A 16456-nucleotide genomic window follows, 5' to 3' on the forward strand; every position below is an offset into this window, starting at 1 on the left:
TTATGCCAGCGCATCCATCCGACGCCACATACCGGCGGCGGCTTTTCTGGCTTGCGCATAAATGGAATCGCAATCGAAGTTAAACTGACGGTCTTCATAGACCATCACACCGTTGACCATCACGCTGTGAACGCTGCCTGAACCCATGCCGAAAGCGATATGACCGGCGATATTGTCCGCCAGCAACGGCGTTGGCGAGGTGTAATCGCAAATGGTTAAATCGGCTTTATAACCTGCTTCCAGCAGGCCGAATTTCGCACCAAAGTTGCGACTCATTAGTTCGTTGCCGTTAGTCAGGGCTTTGGCAAAACTGTCAGGCCACAGCGAACCACCAGCGTCACGATGTTTAAAGAAGGCGAATTTCATCTCTTCAAACATGTCTGAACCGATACCGTCGGTTCCCAGTGCCAGATTGCGGATATCGCTAAGATGATGGTTGTAACCAACATGGTTATTCATGTTGGAGCGGGCGTTATGTACCAGGAACGCGTCATGCTGATTAAGCAGGGCGATATCCTCTTTCGACAGATACAGGCCGTGGGCGACCAGCGTTTTGCTGTCGATAAGATCGAATTGCGCCAGTCGTGCCAGCAGATCTTTGCCGTACCAGTGGTGACTGTGAGAAACGTCGTAAAGGTCTTCAGCAGCGTGAATGTGTAAACCACGTCCGGTGGCTTTTACGGCTTCGCGCAGCATTTCCAGACCGGCATCCGGCACGGTAAACGGCGCGTGAGCACCAATATGCGCTTCCACCAGATATGGCTCGGTAGCTACTTTCTTTGCGTCGTCAATCTGACGGGCGAAACGGATGTTTTCTTCTACACCTTCCTGTAACTCTGTGATGCCGTTGTTACGGTCAGTGGTTTCAAAACAGGTCATCGCACGCAGGCCAACTTTTAAAAATGCGTTGCGCAGCGTCGAGAGCGACCCGCCGATATAAGCCGGGGACGCATGGTGATCGATAACCGACGTGCATCCGCTCTTGATTGCTTCGAGTGAACAAATCAGCCCGCTGTAATAGAGCGACTCTTCATCAAGGGCACGATCGAGCCGCCACCAAAGATTTTTCAGCGTTGAGATGAAATCCGGGCAGGGAGCGATGTTCGCCATAATTCCGCGCGAAAGTCCCGAGTAAAAATGGTTGTGTGAGCAGACAATCCCAGGCATCACAATCCGGCCATGCATCTCTTTGTAGCTGGCGTCAGGATAACGCTGCGTCAGAGCATCGCCGATCGCGACAATCACATCATTTTCGATGGCGATATCGACGCCTTCCTGCACTTTTGCCGGGTGTAACTGTACTGCGGTGACATTCTTCAGAATCAACATGATTACACCTCCACGCGGCTCAGCAGATAATGATGATGCTGGTGGACATGGCTAATGATGCGGCACATATCGTTCAGCTCTGGCGGTACGTTGTCGAACTGACCTTCGCTATTGATATTCAGCACCCAGCTTTGGTTATTCAGACGTACACGCACACGATCATCTTCCACCAGGAAGCCTGGGTTGCTGCTGTTATCAAAGTCTTGCGACAGACTAAAGACGGTGATTTTGTCTTTGTACGGTTTACCGTTCCACGGGCAGAACTGAGCGCAGTTGCCGCATTCGTTACAGTAAGCGTCGAGGTGCAGCGTCTGGAAACGGTTCTGGAAGCCAGGGACGGCAATTGAGACGTTGGCGCGGTTCGGGCAGACATCCACACACTTGCTGCAAACGTAGTTACATTCAAGGCAGCGAGCGGCTTCCTGGGCGACAAACGCGTCACGATCGTCACTGTTCACCAGGGTGACAGAGATATCGCCTTTACGTTGGTAGATTTCCGCCGGGTTGACGTTGTTCCAGTATTTATCGCTCTGGTGGGAGCGGATATTTTCTCGACTAAGGATGGCATCGGTGGCTCGTCGAGCCGTTCCGACAGCCGCGACAATAGAGGACGGGCCGCGCTGTACGTCACCAATCATAAAGACGTCAGTCAGACGAGTTTCGCCGTTATGGTCGACATCAGGCCAGCCGTTTTTGTCCAGCGGCACGCCCATTGCGTTCAGGGCTTCGGTATCCTGCTGTTCGCCAATGGCGGTGATCAGGCTGTCTACGTGTAGCGTTACTGTTTCGTTGGTTTCAACCGGACGGCGACGGCCTTTCTCATCGGGTTCGCCAAGCGACATAACGCGCAACGTTAAGGTGCCATCCGCATCGAAACGTTCTGGGTTATTGAGGAAACGGAACTCTACGCCATCGTGTCGTGCTTCTTCATACTCTTCGCGCCATGCTGGCATCTCTTGTAGTGAACGACGGTAAACGACAGTCGCTTTTTCAACGCCCGGAACGCGTAACGCCGCACGGGCGCAGTCCATTGCGGTGTTACCCGCACCGACAATCACCACATGTTTACCCAAGTTGAGCACTGCGCCTTTGTTGTACTCGCGCAGGAAGGGGAGCGATTTCCAGACATTCTGGTTGTTGCCCGCCAGCTTCACACCGCTGTTTTTATCGGTGCCGGTGGCAATCAGAACATAGTGGAAGCCCTGATTTTTTAACTGTTCGACGGTCAGATCCGGTGAACAGCCATACTCAAATTTCACGCCGTGGTCGGCAACAAAATCGATATCGTGCTGAATCAACTCAGCAGGAATACGGAACTGTGGAATGATATTTTTCACCACGCCGCCGGCGTTAGCTTCGCGTTCAAATAGCGTCACCGGATGGCCCGCTCTGGCAAGGAAGTAGCCTGCTGCCAGACCCGCCGGACCTGCGCCAATGACGGCAACCGGATGGCGAGAACCGGAACCCGCTGGTTTGTGCCAGCGTTGCTTATATTCATCCCAGCCTTTTTCCAGCGCGACTTTTTTCAGTTCGCGGATATTCAGCGCACTGTCGTAATCCAGGCGGGTACAGTTGTACTGGCACTGGTGATCGCAAATGTGACCAGTAATGGCGGGCAGGGCATTACGTTGGTAGATGAGTTCCAGCGCGTCGGCATAGCGATGTTCGCCAAGCAGACGAATGTATTCCGGAATATCCTGTTTGATGGCGCAGGCAGTGACACAGGGGGCAACGTAGCAGTCGGTCAGCGGCAGGTCTTCTGCCACTTCTATACGCTCTTCTGGCTTCCAGTGTTTCTGGGTGTACTCCATGGTCAGCGCATCTGCGGCCAGCTTGCTCAGTCGTTCCACGTCAACGTGGTCAAGTCCCCAGGCGTCGGAGCCTTCCAGCTCGCGCATACAGGCACTTAAACGCAAATAGCCGCCGGGTTTCAGTAAGTCGGTTGCCATGGTGATAGGGCGAATGCCAGTATCGAAAATATCGCGGATAGTCAGCTGGCTGGCACCACCGGAATAGGAAATTGGCAGTTTGCCGTCAAAGGCACGGGACAGAACTGCCGCGACATTGATAGAGAGCGGGAACAGTGCACGGCCGGACATATACATCTCTTCACCAGGCAGTGCGCCTTTGTTATTGATGGTGCCGAGAGTGTTAGTCAGTTTGACGCCAAAGCCGAGTGATTTTTCTTTTGCCAGCGCCATCAGGCGTTCCAGCATTTCCAGCGCCTGCGTTAGCTTGAGGTCGTGATCAAATGACTCTTCTTTTAAGCCGATGTAATCGAATCCACATCCATCAAGAATCTCACGAACACGCGCGTACCCCAGTAAGGTCGGATTGAGTTTCACAAAGGTGTTCAGCTCTTTTTCTTCCAGCATGTAGCGGCAAATGGCTTCGATTTCATGCGGAGGGCAGCCGTGCATGGTGGAGAGGGTAACGCCTTGTACCATGCTGGTGGGGATACGGGCTGCTAAGGCCTGCAAGCTTTCACGTTTTTCCTGCAATCCGTGGCGGGCTAAAAATGCGTCATCGTGGAGGATTTTATTCAGCGTATCGCGGTATTGAGCGAATTTCGGATGGTCAGATGCGTCCATCATATTGTCGATGAACTGCTGCATCGGCGGCTGCTTAATGCCTTCGAGGTTGTAACCGACGCTCATATTAAAGATAAACGATTTACCAGAATCAGAAGGCTGGAACATGGCTTCGAGAAGATGCAGGGCAAACCAGGCTTTGAGGTATTCATCCCAGGCTTTAAGCAGGGTAAATTCGGTTGACCATTCGGTGTTAAAGCATTCGTCTTCGGCATCGATACAGGGCTTTTCCAGCTCCAGGCGGTCAAGAATTTGGACGGTTTTTAGTTCGATAAAGCGTCCGCCAGTCAGCCAGGAAGTGACGATGTTTTGCGCGAGTTGCGTGTGCGGACCAGCGGCAGGGCCGACGGGGGTGGCACAGGTTTCACCGAAGACGCTAACAGTTTTACCTTTTACGGGTGAGTAAAACTGTTGCTCAGGAATACCAAAGATTGAGCGTTGTTGTTGGTATTCATCAAATATGCGCGTCAAAAGTTCCTCAAACGGAATGGGACGCATAATATCCCCCATAACCCTCTCCTTAGCTTATACAGATATCATTGAGTGACCGGTATTGATAAATCCGGTGGTTTAAGGAGACAGAGCAACAATCGCACCACTATTGCCAGGTTGGCTCGGAAATATAAAAAAATGTGAGGCGCCTCGAAACTTAATGTTTTTTTGTGAATGATCTCACAGGTGCTAAATGAGAATTAAAATCACTACTGAGAGTTATTATTACCAGGGGTTTTATCATTTTTTCTCATTTCTCAAAATCAGTGGCTCCTTATCATTATGATAAAAGGGTACTGAGCGGAATGAATATTTGAACGCAATCGTTTAACCTGATTTTCTAAAATTCAGTATGCCACTTTTGTGCATTAATAAAGTCCTCGGGGGTATCAATATCTAAAATTATTTCTTCATCTTCTATTTCGACGGAATAATGTTCACCCATTTGCAATGCCTGACGCATATTGGCCACGTTGGGACGTTGGATAGCCTGCATCAGACTCGATTTTGAGATTAAAATGGGATGACCAGGGATACCATTGTGGAGTGGGAGAATTGCACCGTTGTTGCGTAACTTCCAGATTTTATTAAATATATTGGCATTAAGACTTGGCATGTCACCATGAGTAATAAAGCAATGTTCAGTTTGCACTTCGGGAGCCGCAGCCTTCACCGAGGTCAGTAAGCCCTGCTCATAATCTGGATTATAAATAAGAGTAATATTGCCAGTGTTCTCGTAGCGATGGTGCAGTTCATTAGCGCGAAAACCCGTAACTAAAATAATTCGACTACAAAACTGCAACGCGTTTTTGATACTTGCATCAAGAATTGTTTCCTGTTGCCAGGGTAACATCATTTTCCATTGTCCCATTCTTGATGATAATCCAGCAGCGGTAATTATACAGTCGATAGATGACATAGTGATTCCATTATTTATATCGGTTAATAACGCCTGAAAATTGCGTTACTTCCTGGTTAATGAATTTGTGGGCTAATTTATCCCAGAGAGGTCTATGAAGACTCGTGAAAAGTATAATTGACCCATCAGCATTATTCATTGATTTAGGCGTGCAGAACGCTCCGGCAGTCATTTCTGTTGTTGGTGCAGGGGGGAAAACCAGTCTGCTTTTTTGGCTGGCAGAGTTACTTCAGTCTAGTGGCAGGCGCGTGTTAATCACGACGACGACACATATGTTTATACCAACGTCTCACTGGCCCGTGGTTTTCTGTCGCGATCCCGCCATGCTTCCTCATGCGTCTCTCACATCCCCCATTGCATTTTGTTTTCACCGCTTCAAAGCGAAACAGGGAAAAGCGCAGGGATTTACGCCAGATACCATTGATGTACTGGCGCAACGACCAGAATGTGACGTAATTCTCATTGAGGCAGATGGCTCGCGTGGAATGCCGTTAAAAGCGCCAGATGAGCACGAACCTTGCATACCTAAAAGCAGTTGCTGCGTGATTGCTGTGATGGGAGGGCATATTTTGGGCACTAAAGTTGGTGCTGAAAATGTCCATCGCTGGTCGCAGTTCGCTGAGATTACAGGGTTAACACCTGATGCAACCTTGCAGCTGAGCGATCTCGTTGCGCTGGTTCGCCATCCGCAGGGGGCGTTTAAAAACGTACCGCAAGGCTGTCGGCGAGTCTGGTTCATTAACCGTTTTTCTCAATGTGAGAATGCGATTGCGCAAAGCGAGCTACTCAAACCGCTGCAACAACACGACGTAGAGGCAATCTGGCTGGGCGATATACAAGAAGATCCTGCAATCGCGCGCAGATTTGTGAATTAGCAGCTCGGGCATTCCGGGTTACTGAAAGGATATCCATTGAGGTTGGTATGAATATTTTCACAGAGGCTGCAAAACTCGAAGAGCAAAATTGTCCGTTTGCGATGGCGCAAATTGTGGATAGCCGAGGCTCGACTCCCCGCCATTCTGCACAAATGTTAGTGCGTGCCGATGGTTCTATCGTCGGTACAATTGGTGGTGGAATGGTTGAGCGGAAGGTGATTGAAGAGTCGCTTCAGGCATTGCAGGAACGTAAGCCGCGATTATTCCATGGACGTATGGCTCGTAACGGTGTGGATGCTGTCGGGTCAGATTGCGGAGGCGCAATGTCAGTGTTTATCAGCGTGCATGGTATGAGACCACGTCTGGTGTTGATCGGCGCGGGGCATGTCAACCGGGCGATTGCCCAGAGTGCTGCGCTATTAGGGTTTGATATCGCCGTTGCCGATATTTATCGCGAAAGCCTCAATCCTGAACTTTTCCCGCCGTCAACTACGCTTCTCCATGCCGATTCGTTTGGCGCGGCAGTAGAAGCACTGGAGATTCGCCCTGATAATTTTGTCCTGATTGCCACGAATAATCAGGATCGTGAAGCCCTCGATAAACTCATTGAACAGCCCATTGCATGGCTGGGTTTGCTGGCAAGTCGCCGCAAGGTGCAGCTTTTCCTGCGTCAATTGCGCGAGAAAGGCGTGGCTGAAGAACATATTGCCCGTTTACACGCGCCGGTTGGTTACAACATAGGTGCGGAAACGCCGCAGGAGATCGCCATCAGCGTGCTGGCAGAAATATTACAGGTGAAAAATAACGCGCCGGGTGGGCTGATGATGAAACCTACGCATCCTTCCGGACACCAACTGGTGGTAATTCGCGGCGCGGGAGATATCGCCAGTGGTGTGGCGTTACGCTTGTATCATGCGGGGTTCAAAGTGATCATGCTGGAAGTGGAAAAGCCAACGGTGATTCGTTGTACCGTGGCGTTTGCCCAGGCCGTGTTCGACGGCGAAATGACGGTCGAAGGCGTCACAGCCCGCCTGGCAACCAGCTCTGCGGAGGCGATGAAACTTACCGAACGTGGATTCATCCCGGTGATGGTAGATCCTGCCTGTTCACTGCTTGATGAACTGAAACCGCTTTGCGTTGTGGACGCTATTCTTGCGAAACAGAATTTGGGTACGCGTGCAGATATGGCACCGGTGACGATCGCGCTTGGGCCGGGGTTTACCGCAGGGAAAGATTGCCATGCGGTAATTGAAACGAATCGCGGGCACTGGCTCGGTCAGGTGATTTACTCCGGTTGTGCACAGGAGAATACCGGTGTTCCCGGTAATATCATGGGGCACACCACCCGACGTGTGATCCGTGCTCCGGCGGCAGGCATTATGCGATCCAATGTGAAATTAGGCGATCTGGTGAAAGAGGGCGATGTGATTGCCTGGATTGGTGAGCATGAAATTAAAGCTCCGTTGACGGGGATGGTGCGTGGCTTGTTGAACGACGGACTGGCGGTGGTCGGTGGTTTTAAAATCGGTGATATCGATCCTCGTGGCGAAACGGCCGATTTCACCAGTGTTTCAGATAAAGCCAGGGCGATTGGCGGCGGTGTCCTTGAGGCGTTAATGATGTTGATGCATCAGGGCGTTAAAGCGACAGAAGAAGTGCTGGAAGTGGCTTAAATGAAAACGGCCGGATGGTATTACCCGCCCGGCCTGAGACTGATGACAAAGTCCAAAAAGAGTTCGGACAGTCCCCTCGCCCCTTCGGAGAGAGGGGGAAAACCGTGCCAACATTGGCGATTGAGCCAGTTTGTCAGCAATATCTGGTCGGATGGCGTCGCCATCCGACCTTTAAATTACTGACGAATTACCGTTCCGGTTTTGCCTTCAATCCCTTCTTTCGCTTTGCTCAATACGGTAATCAGTGCTTCACGACCAGCGCGAGAGCGAGCAAACGAGGCGGCAGCTTCTACTTTCGGCAGCATAGAACCTTTCGCAAAATGACCTTCTTCGATAAAGCGTTCTGCATCGGCCAATGACAGGCGGTCGAGCCACTGCTCATTCTCTTTACCGAAGTTAATGGCCACTTTTTCTACCGCAGTCAGAATGATCAGCATATCGGCATCGATCATTTCTGCCAGACGGGCGCTGGCCCAGTCTTTATCGATAACCGCGCTGGCACCGCGCAGATGGTTACCCTCACGAATCACAGGGATACCGCCACCGCCAACGGTGATCACAACCTGACCTGCTTCTACCAGAGCTTTAACCGTTTCTTTTTCAATAATATCAACAGGCTTCGGTGAGGCTACTACACGACGATAGCCACGCCCCGCGTCTTCTTTCAGGGTGTAACCCTGTTTTGTCAGTTGCTCGGCTTCCTGCTCGGTAAAGAACGACCCGATCGGTTTGGTCGGATTGAGGAATGCCGGATCGTTAGCGTCGACTTCGACCTGAGTAACCAGCGTTGCTACAGGTTTATTAATACCACGAGAAAGCAGCTCTTCCCTTAAGGCGTTTTGTAGATCGTATCCAATGTATCCCTGGCTTAAGGCGACACAGACAGACATTGGCAGCATCGGCGAGTGTGCTTCCGTTTTTGCGGCAGCTTCGAATGCCTGGTTAATCATGCCTACCTGCGGCCCATTACCATGAGTGACGATAACTTCATGTCCCTGCGCAATTAAATCAACAATTGCCTGAGACGTAATTTTTACCGCTTTCATTTGTCCGGCCAGATCGTCGCCCAGCGCATTCCCGCCGAGGGCGAGAACAATTTTCTTACTCATTTTTCCTCACTCATCATTCTTAATTGTGTATAGATCCCTGGTAGTGGTTAGAGCACGGGAGGGACAAACGGTTTGCGTCGCAGGAAACGACCGCGTCCGGCTTTGCCTGTGAAGGCTCCGTCGCAGAAAATCGTTTCACCACGGGATAGCGTTCTGACAATTGCGCCCTGACAGGTAATGCCCTCCCAGGGCGAATAGTCGGCGTTGTCGTGGAGATGGCGATGTTGAATTTGTTGGCTCTGACGTGGGTCGATAATCACCACGTCGCCATCGGAACCGGGCGCTAATAATCCTTTTTGCGGCCACAGGCCAAACAGCCTGGCGGGCATCGCGCTGGTTAACTCAACAAAACGTTCCGGTGTGATACGTCCGGTCATTACGCCGCTGGAGAACAGCAATTGCATACGATTTTCCACACCGGGCAAGCCATTTGGGCAGCGACTGAAATCGCCTTTAGAAATTTGCTGGCGTTGAGCCATCGAGAAGGTGCAATGATCGGTCGCCACCACGTCAATCGCACCATCGCTGATGCCACACCACAGTTTGTCCTGCTCGCGAACATTGCGCAGCGGTGGGCTAAGGATAAATTTCATTCCGTCTTCTGTATCGTAACTGCGTTCGTCCAGCAGAAGATATTGCGGACAAGTTTCAACCCAGACAGGCTGGTGATTCGCGCGGGCAAGGCGCAGGTAATCCAGACCTAAGCCGTTAGACAGATGGACGATATAGAGTGGGGCGTTGCCGGCAAGTTGCGCCAGATTAATCATGCGGGCGATAGCTTCAGCTTCGCATTCCAGAGGTCGACTCAAGGCGTGATAGCGTGGCGCGGTTAACCCGGCGGCAATAAACTCCGCCCGCTTGCTGGCGATAGCTGCGTCATTTTCCGGGTGCACAGTGGTCAGGGCACCAGACTCATGCAAGCGGCGTAATGCTTGCAACACTTCATCATCGTTGAGTTTATATTGATAGGTTAAATAGAGTTTAAAACTGCTCAGCCCTTCCTCGACCATCATCGGGATTTCGTCGAGGATGGCGTGATTAATGTGCTGAATCACACCGTGAAAGCTGTAGTCGATGACCGCTTTATGGGCGGCATAGCCACGATAAACTTCCAGTTGATGGCGTAACCGGCAGCCATTTGGGCCAAATCCCATATGGTCAATAATGGTTGTTGTACCGCCACACGCGGCTGCGCGAGTACCGGTAAAAAAATCATCACAACTGCGCGCAATGCCGACATCAATATTAAAATGCGTATGGACATCCACGCCGCCAGGGAAAACGTAACAGCCAGTGGCATCAATGTCTTCATAAGGGAGCTGCGGCGAAATATTGGTGCCCAACTGGCGAACAATCCCGCTTTCAATCAACAAATCCTGCTTTGCTTGTCCATCTGCGTTCACGACAGTGCCGTTTTTGATCAATACGCGCATAGCAAACTCCAAAAACCCTCCGGCGAACCGGAGGGGAATAAGTTAAGAATAATTATTCGGTTGCCAGCCAGCTTAACGGGATTGCAGCGTACATAGCGGCACAGGTCACCAGGTGTGATTTCCAGGTTTTTTCGTTTGGCGCGTGCGCTTCAGGTTCTTTACCTGGGCCAAAGCCGATCACCGGAATGCCGTGACGACCCATGATGGATACGCCGTTAGTTGAGAAGGTCCACTTATCAACGACCGGCGCTTTGCCAAACAGACCTTCGTAGGCATTCACCAGGGCTTTAACAGTGAAGTGATCTTCTTCCACTTTCCAGGTCGGGAAGTAGCATTCGGTTGGGTAGACCAGGCCAGTCCAGGACGGACGGTCATAGTTGTACATAGAAACGACAGCATTCGCTTTTTGAACTGCTGGCAGGGCGCGGATTTCGTCCAGCGCGCCTTCCCAGGTTTCACCCCAGGTCAGACGACGGTCAATAGAAACTGCGCAGCTGTCTGCTACAGCGCAACGGCTTGGGGAGGTAAAGAAAATTTCAGAAACGGTCAGCGTACCTTTGCCGAGGAATTCGTCATAACCCAGACGTTGGGACAGTTCTTGTAATTCGCCAAGAATCGGTCCCATTTTGAAAATGGCGTTATCACCGCGTTCTGGCGCAGAACCGTGACAGCTAACGCCCTGAACATCAATACGAATTTCCATACGACCGCGCTGACCACGGTATACCTGGCAATCAGTCGGTTCAGTACTGACCACAAATTCCGGGCGAATGCCAGATTGTTCAATAATGTACTGCCAGCACAGACCGTCGCAGTCTTCTTCCTGCACCGTACCGGTAACCAGCAGGGTATATTCATCTTCCAGACCGAGGTCTTTTATGATTTTACCGGCATATACCATAGACGCCATGCCGCCTTCCTGGTCGGAAGTACCGCGACCACCGATCAGCTCATCAGTTTCCATACCTTCGTACGGGTCGAATTCCCAGTTTTTGATGTTGCCAATGCCGACGGTGTCGATGTGAGCATCCATCGCAACCAGACGCGGGCCGTGGCCGATATAACCGAGAACGTTGCCCATCGGGTCGATTTCAACTTTATCGAAACCAACTTTTTCCATCTCTTCTTTAATACGATGCACTACGCGTTTTTCGTCACAGCTTTCACTGGGAATCGCAACCATGTCGCGCAGGAAGCGAGTCATGTCTGCCTGGTAATCCTTTGCTTTTTCAAGAATCAGTTTGAATGGAATATTCTTAGCCATTATTTTTCTCCAGTTTTTTGCTCCCCGTTTTGCGGGGAGCTGTTCCAATAGTGTGATTAAGGTGCTACAGAGTGTTTGCCTTCCCAGACAACTTCGCGGTAGTGCTTCACGTCGGTGTCGCCTTCAGTGCTGATAACCAGCACCACGGCATCTTTGTTCAGCGCCAGTTTTTCCATCAGGCTTTGTCGTTGCGGGTGATAATGAACCGCCGCGAGAACGCCCAAACCGACAGCGCCAGATTCACCGGAGATGATGCGAGGATCGTTGCCATACGGATTACCCAGCACGCGCATACCTAATGCGGCAACGCTGTCCTGGCAGGAGATGAATTGAGTGGCGCAGTTACGTAGGATTTCCCAGCCCAGCGGGTTAGGTTCGCCGCAGGCCAGGCCCGCCATGATCGTCGCCATATCGCCGCCAACGTTGACGATGTCGCCTTTGACGCCAGAGCGATAAATACAGTCAGCTTTGTCCGGTTCAACAATAATGCTGTGCAGATTTTGCGGGCTGTAGACATCGACCAGATAACCCAACACACCACCAGCCATCGCGCCGACGCCGGCTTGCAGCAGAACGTGCGTTGGGGTTACGCCCATTTCACGCATTTGCTCGACGGCTTCATCTGCCAGCGTGGCATAGCCCTGCATGATCCAGGTTGGGATTTTGGTGTAGCCTTCCCAGGCGGTATCCTGCACCACCTCCCAGCCGTGCTGCTGTGCGTGTTGCATGGTCAGGCGAACGGTGTCGTCATAGTTCATGTCTGTGACGATGCACTCGGCACCGAGGTTCAGAATGGCGTCAACGCGTTCCTGAGCGGAGCCTTTCGGCATGTAAATCACCGCATTCTGCCCAAGTTGCTGCGCTGCCCATGCGACACCGCGACCGTGGTTGCCGTCGGTGGTGGTCGCAAAGGTCATTTTTTCGCCGATAGCATTTTTCAGGTGTTCAAATGACAGCGTTTCGATATCAAGATGATATTTTTCGCACAGTAACTGAGCGATGGCATATGCACCGCCGAGCATCTTGAAGGCGTTCAGACCGAATCGTTTTGATTCGTCCTTAACGAGAATTTTCTTCACACCAAAAAGGTTTGCGAGATCGTCCAGCGCACAAAGCGGTGTTGGGCGATAGCCAGCAATCTTCTGATGGAACTGGCGCGCCAGTTTTGCCTGGCTTTGCGAAAAGAGCGGTGATGTTTCGCCGTTGAAAAATTTGTTATCGGCGATATCAATCTTCAATGAGAAAACGGACATATCCTATCCTTTTGGCCTCTGTAAATAGAGAGCCGATCTGTCGATCGGCCCGAGGGGTTATTTCACGCGTTCTTGCGCTTCTTTCAGCAGTTGTTCGAGCAGTGCACCCGGTTTGGCGTATTTACGGGACAGGATCATCGCGGCGATGATATAAGGCTTCCAGCTGGCTTCTTTGTAGGTCGCGATACGGTATTTTTCGAATACACCTTCAGTGACTTCACCTTCTTTACAGGATACGCCGCTGATATCGGCCGGCAGGCAGTGCATATACAGGGCTTCGCCATCACGGGTCAGCTCCATCATCTCTTCAGTACAATGCCAGTCTTTGTGTTGCGCGTTCTGCGCCAGGCACTGTTTTTCCAGAGCTTTAAGGCCTTCGTGATCGTTAGCGCGCAGCAGTTCAGTACGCTCTTCCATCACTTTATAAGGTGCCCATGACTTCGGATAAACGATGTCTGCATCTTTAAACGCTTCTTCCATGCTGGTGACCTGACGGAAGCTGCCGCCGGATGCTTTAGCATTGTTTTTCGCCACTTCAACGACATCCGGGATCAGGTCGTAACCTTCCGGATGAGCCAGGGTGACATCCATACCGAAGCGGGTCATCAGACCGATGATGCCTTGCGGTACAGAGAGCGGTTTGCCATAGCTTGGTGAATAGGCCCAGGTCATGGCGATTTTTTTACCTTTCAGGTTTTCCAGCGAACCAAAGTGTTCACGCAACCATGCCAGGTCAGCCATCGACTGCGTTGGGTGGTCGATATCGCATTGTAGGTTCACTAAAGCCGGACGCTGCGGCAGCACGCCCTGTTTGTAGCCGTCGTCGAGTGCAGCGCCAACTTCACGCATATAGGCGTTACCTGCACCCAGATACATATCGTCACGAATACCGATAGCGTCGGCGCAGAAAGAGATCATATTAGCGGTTTCGCGAACGGTTTCGCCGTGAGCGATTTGTGATTTACCTTCATCAAGGTCTTGCTGTGCCAGACCGAGCAGGTTAAGCGCGGAAGCATAAGAGAAGCGGGTACGAGTAGAGTTGTCGCGGAATACGGAAATACCTAATCCACTATTAAAGACTTTGGTCGAGATGTTTTCAGCACGCAGTGCTTTTAACGCTGCGGCAACGTCCAGTACTTGTTTCAGTTCATCTGGCGTCTGTTCCCACGTTAACAAAAAATCTTTCTCGTGAAGGTGAGAGGTCAGCGAATTGATATCCTTAATCAGCTCATTAACAGTTTTCATCATAAAGTCCCGATAGTGGAATGACAGGCAAAGTGGTTTATTTCACTGTGACTTGCCAAAGTGATTGGTGTTTTCACAGCTATACCTGGGACTAACAATAAGTGTGCCAGAATTATTCACGCGGCTGCGAAAGAGTAATTTGACGGATAATATGTGGGGCTGATCACAAATTAACATTGCACTATAGAGCATAAAAATATACGGAAACGATTGGCTTTTTTTCTGCCGTTATTTATTTGCTGCTAAGTATCATAAATAAGATATAAGGGAGAGGAGAATTGTCGTCAGTTTGATAAATGCAGTCCTGTAATTCTCATATTGATATAGAAATGTGATATCACTTCCATAATTTCATTAGAAAGTGATAAAAATCCTATGTTTTTAGCAAAGCTATATTTGTCTGAGTTAATATCGTCATGACCTGTGAACCATCAACGTCTTCAATGATCGACTTTTAAGTGATTCTGGAAGGTAAAGCTATGGAGCTTGTTACTACGCAGTCAGTATTGATGCAAATTCAACCAACAATTCAGCGTTTTGCCAGAATGCTAGCCAGCGTTTTGCAGCTTGAGGTTGAGATCGTTGATGAAAACTTGTGTCGCGTCGCTGGAACTGGCGCATATGGGAAATTTCTTGGTCGCCAGCTAAGTGGTAATTCACGCTTGCTCCGCTATGTCCTGGAAACCAAAACCGAAAAGGTTGTGACACAGTCTCGCTTCGATCCCCTTTGTGAAGGTTGTGACAGTAAAGAAAATTGTCGTGAAAAGGCATTCCTGGGCACGCCCGTTATTCTGCAGGATCGTTGTGTCGGAGTGATAAGTTTGATTGCTGTTACTCATGAGCAACAAGAACATATCAGTGATAATTTACGCGAATTTTCAGATTACGTTCGCCATATATCTACTATTTTTGTCTCGAAACTTCTGGAAGATCAGGGGCCAGGAGATAATATAAGTAAAATATTCGCTACCATGATCGATAATATGGATCAGGGAGTGTTAGTTATTGATGAAGACAATCGTATTCAGTTTGTTAACCAGACTGCATTAAAAACTCTTGGTGTTGCTCAAAATAATATGGTTGGGAAACCTATTCGTTTCAGACCATTAACATTTGAGAGTAATTTTACTCATGGACATATGCAACATATCGTTTCGTGGGATGATAAAAGTGAATTAATCATTGGTCAGTTGCATAACATCCAGGGGCGACAGTTATTTTTGATGGCGTTTCACCAGTCACATACCAGTTTTTCTGTGGCGAACGTTTCTGATGAACCGCATATAGAACAATTAGTGGGTGAATGCCGGGTTATGCGGCAATTAAAACGGCTCATTAGCCGTATCGCGCCCAGCCCATCTAGCGTAATGGTGGTCGGGGAAAGTGGCACCGGTAAAGAAGTTGTCGCTCGTGCAATCCATAAGTTGAGTGGAAGACGGAATAAACCCTTTATTGCTATCAACTGTGCCGCGATCCCGGAGCAGCTTTTGGAAAGTGAGCTGTTCGGTTATGTCAAAGGCGCTTTTACGGGGGCTTCTGCCAACGGAAAAACAGGGCTGATTCAGGCGGCGAATACGGGCACGCTGTTTCTCGATGAAATTGGCGATATGCCATTAATGTTGCAGGCAAAATTGTTACGAGCTATTGAGGCGCGTGAAATTCTGCCGATTGGTGCCAGCAGCCCAATACAGGTCGACATTCGCATCATTTCTGCAACTAACCAGAATTTGGCTCAGTTTATTGCTGAAGGTAAGTTTCGTGAGGATCTCTTCTATCGCCTGAATGTTATTCCGATAACGTTGCCGCCTTTGCGTGAACGTCAGGAAGATATTGAACTGCTGGTGCATTACTTTTTACATCTGCATACCCGTCGTCTGGGGTCGGTTTATCCTGGCATTGCTCCTGATGTTGTTGAGTTGCTGCGTAAGCATTATTGGCCTGGAAACCTGCGAGAGCTAAGCAATTTGATGGAATATCTGGTCAACGTTGTTCCTTCAGGTGAAGTCATTGACAGCACACTCCTGCCGCCCAATCTGGTAAATAACGGCGTGACAGAGCAAAGTGAGAGCCCAGAAGCCAGCGAAGCACATTTGGCACTTGATGATGCTGGTGGTACGGCGCTGGAGGAGATGGAAAAACAGATGATCCGCGAGGCGCTTTCACGTCATAACAGCAAGAAGCAAGTCGCTGATGAACTGGGCATCGGCATTGCTACGCTCTATCGTAAGATTAAAAAATATGAATTGTTAAGCGCGTAACCGCCGTAAATCCGG

General features: G+C 50.2%; 11 protein-coding genes. 3 read left to right on the forward strand and 8 right to left on the reverse strand.

Annotated features, from left to right (window positions below; genetic code table 11):
- The 3 genes from ssnA to mocA form a co-directional block, all read right to left on the reverse strand.
- Window positions 1–1329 (reverse strand): putative aminohydrolase SsnA, encoded by a 1329-nt coding sequence (ssnA, locus tag LG381_RS08780; RefSeq protein WP_175118802.1) that lies wholly within the window; start codon window positions 1327–1329, stop codon window positions 1–3.
- A 2-nt stretch (window positions 1330–1331) separates the two neighbouring features.
- A complete protein-coding gene (ygfK, locus tag LG381_RS08785; RefSeq protein ID WP_225762294.1) occupies window positions 1332–4430 on the reverse strand; it encodes a putative selenate reductase subunit YgfK in 3099 nt (1032 codons plus the stop codon).
- A gap of 322 nt (window positions 4431–4752) precedes the next feature.
- Window positions 4753–5331, reverse strand: a complete 579-nt coding sequence (mocA, locus tag LG381_RS08790) for a molybdenum cofactor cytidylyltransferase (RefSeq protein WP_105280254.1) — start codon at window positions 5329–5331, stop codon at window positions 4753–4755.
- 104 nt (window positions 5332–5435) lie between these two features.
- Between mocA and yqeC the strand changes: the two genes are divergently transcribed.
- Complete coding sequence (gene yqeC / locus LG381_RS08795) at window positions 5436–6206, forward strand: selenium cofactor biosynthesis protein YqeC (RefSeq protein WP_225762295.1); 771 nt, start codon at window positions 5436–5438, stop codon at window positions 6204–6206.
- Between the two features lie 47 nt (window positions 6207–6253).
- The gene (yqeB, locus tag LG381_RS08800) at window positions 6254–7879 is read left to right on the forward strand and encodes a selenium-dependent molybdenum cofactor biosynthesis protein YqeB (protein WP_225762296.1); all 1626 of its coding nucleotides are present in this window, start codon (window positions 6254–6256) and stop codon (window positions 7877–7879) included.
- 176 nt (window positions 7880–8055) lie between these two features.
- Here yqeB and arcC read toward each other — a convergent pair whose 3' ends face one another.
- Genes arcC through ygeW form a run of 5 tightly spaced genes read right to left on the reverse strand, consistent with a single transcriptional unit; the run spans window position 8056 to window position 14183 of the window.
- The gene (arcC, locus tag LG381_RS08805; RefSeq protein WP_225762297.1) at window positions 8056–8988 is read right to left on the reverse strand and encodes a carbamate kinase; all 933 of its coding nucleotides are present in this window, start codon (window positions 8986–8988) and stop codon (window positions 8056–8058) included.
- A 47-nt stretch (window positions 8989–9035) separates the two neighbouring features.
- Window positions 9036–10421 (reverse strand): D-phenylhydantoinase, encoded by a 1386-nt coding sequence (gene hyuA, locus LG381_RS08810; protein ID WP_032226517.1) that lies wholly within the window; start codon window positions 10419–10421, stop codon window positions 9036–9038.
- 52 nt (window positions 10422–10473) lie between these two features.
- Window positions 10474–11685, reverse strand: a complete 1212-nt coding sequence (locus LG381_RS08815) for a YgeY family selenium metabolism-linked hydrolase (RefSeq protein ID WP_001107129.1) — start codon at window positions 11683–11685, stop codon at window positions 10474–10476.
- 56 nt (window positions 11686–11741) lie between these two features.
- Window positions 11742–12938 carry a diaminopropionate ammonia-lyase gene (dpaL, locus tag LG381_RS08820; protein ID WP_000110494.1) on the reverse strand — a complete coding sequence of 399 codons (1197 nt, stop codon included), beginning with the start codon at window positions 12936–12938 and terminating at the stop codon, window positions 11742–11744.
- 57 nt (window positions 12939–12995) lie between these two features.
- Window positions 12996–14183 (reverse strand): knotted carbamoyltransferase YgeW, encoded by a 1188-nt coding sequence (gene ygeW / locus LG381_RS08825; RefSeq protein ID WP_000859787.1) that lies wholly within the window; start codon window positions 14181–14183, stop codon window positions 12996–12998.
- 479 nt (window positions 14184–14662) lie between these two features.
- Here ygeW and LG381_RS08830 point away from each other — a divergent pair, with 479 nt between their 5' ends.
- Window positions 14663–16441: a sigma-54-dependent Fis family transcriptional regulator gene (locus LG381_RS08830; protein ID WP_032226135.1), complete on the forward strand. Its 1779-nt coding sequence runs from the start codon at window positions 14663–14665 to the stop codon at window positions 16439–16441.
- Window positions 16442–16456 lie beyond the last annotated feature (15 nt).

Origin of the sequence: Escherichia sp. Marseille-Q3837 (assembly GCF_916618735.1) — a bacterium.
GTDB classification, from domain to species: Bacteria; Pseudomonadota; Gammaproteobacteria; order Enterobacterales; family Enterobacteriaceae; genus Escherichia; species Escherichia ruysiae.

Coding starts and splice junctions, on each gene's coding strand:
- yqeB (WP_225762296.1), top strand. CDS start 6,254: ATGAATATTTTCACAGAGGCTGCAAAACTCGAAGAGCAAAATTGTCCG.
- LG381_RS08830 (WP_032226135.1), top strand. CDS start 14,663: ATGGAGCTTGTTACTACGCAGTCAGTATTGATGCAAATTCAACCAACA.
- ygeW (WP_000859787.1), bottom strand. CDS start 14,183: ATGAAAACTGTTAATGAGCTGATTAAGGATATCAATTCGCTGACCTCT.
- arcC (WP_225762297.1), bottom strand. CDS start 8,988: ATGAGTAAGAAAATTGTTCTCGCCCTCGGCGGGAATGCGCTGGGCGAC.
- dpaL (WP_000110494.1), bottom strand. CDS start 12,938: ATGTCCGTTTTCTCATTGAAGATTGATATCGCCGATAACAAATTTTTC.
- hyuA (WP_032226517.1), bottom strand. CDS start 10,421: ATGCGCGTATTGATCAAAAACGGCACTGTCGTGAACGCAGATGGACAA.
- mocA (WP_105280254.1), bottom strand. CDS start 5,331: ATGTCATCTATCGACTGTATAATTACCGCTGCTGGATTATCATCAAGA.
- LG381_RS08815 (WP_001107129.1), bottom strand. CDS start 11,685: ATGGCTAAGAATATTCCATTCAAACTGATTCTTGAAAAAGCAAAGGAT.
- ygfK (WP_225762294.1), bottom strand. CDS start 4,430: ATGGGGGATATTATGCGTCCCATTCCGTTTGAGGAACTTTTGACGCGC.
- ssnA (WP_175118802.1), bottom strand. CDS start 1,329: ATGTTGATTCTGAAGAATGTCACCGCAGTACAGTTACACCCGGCAAAA.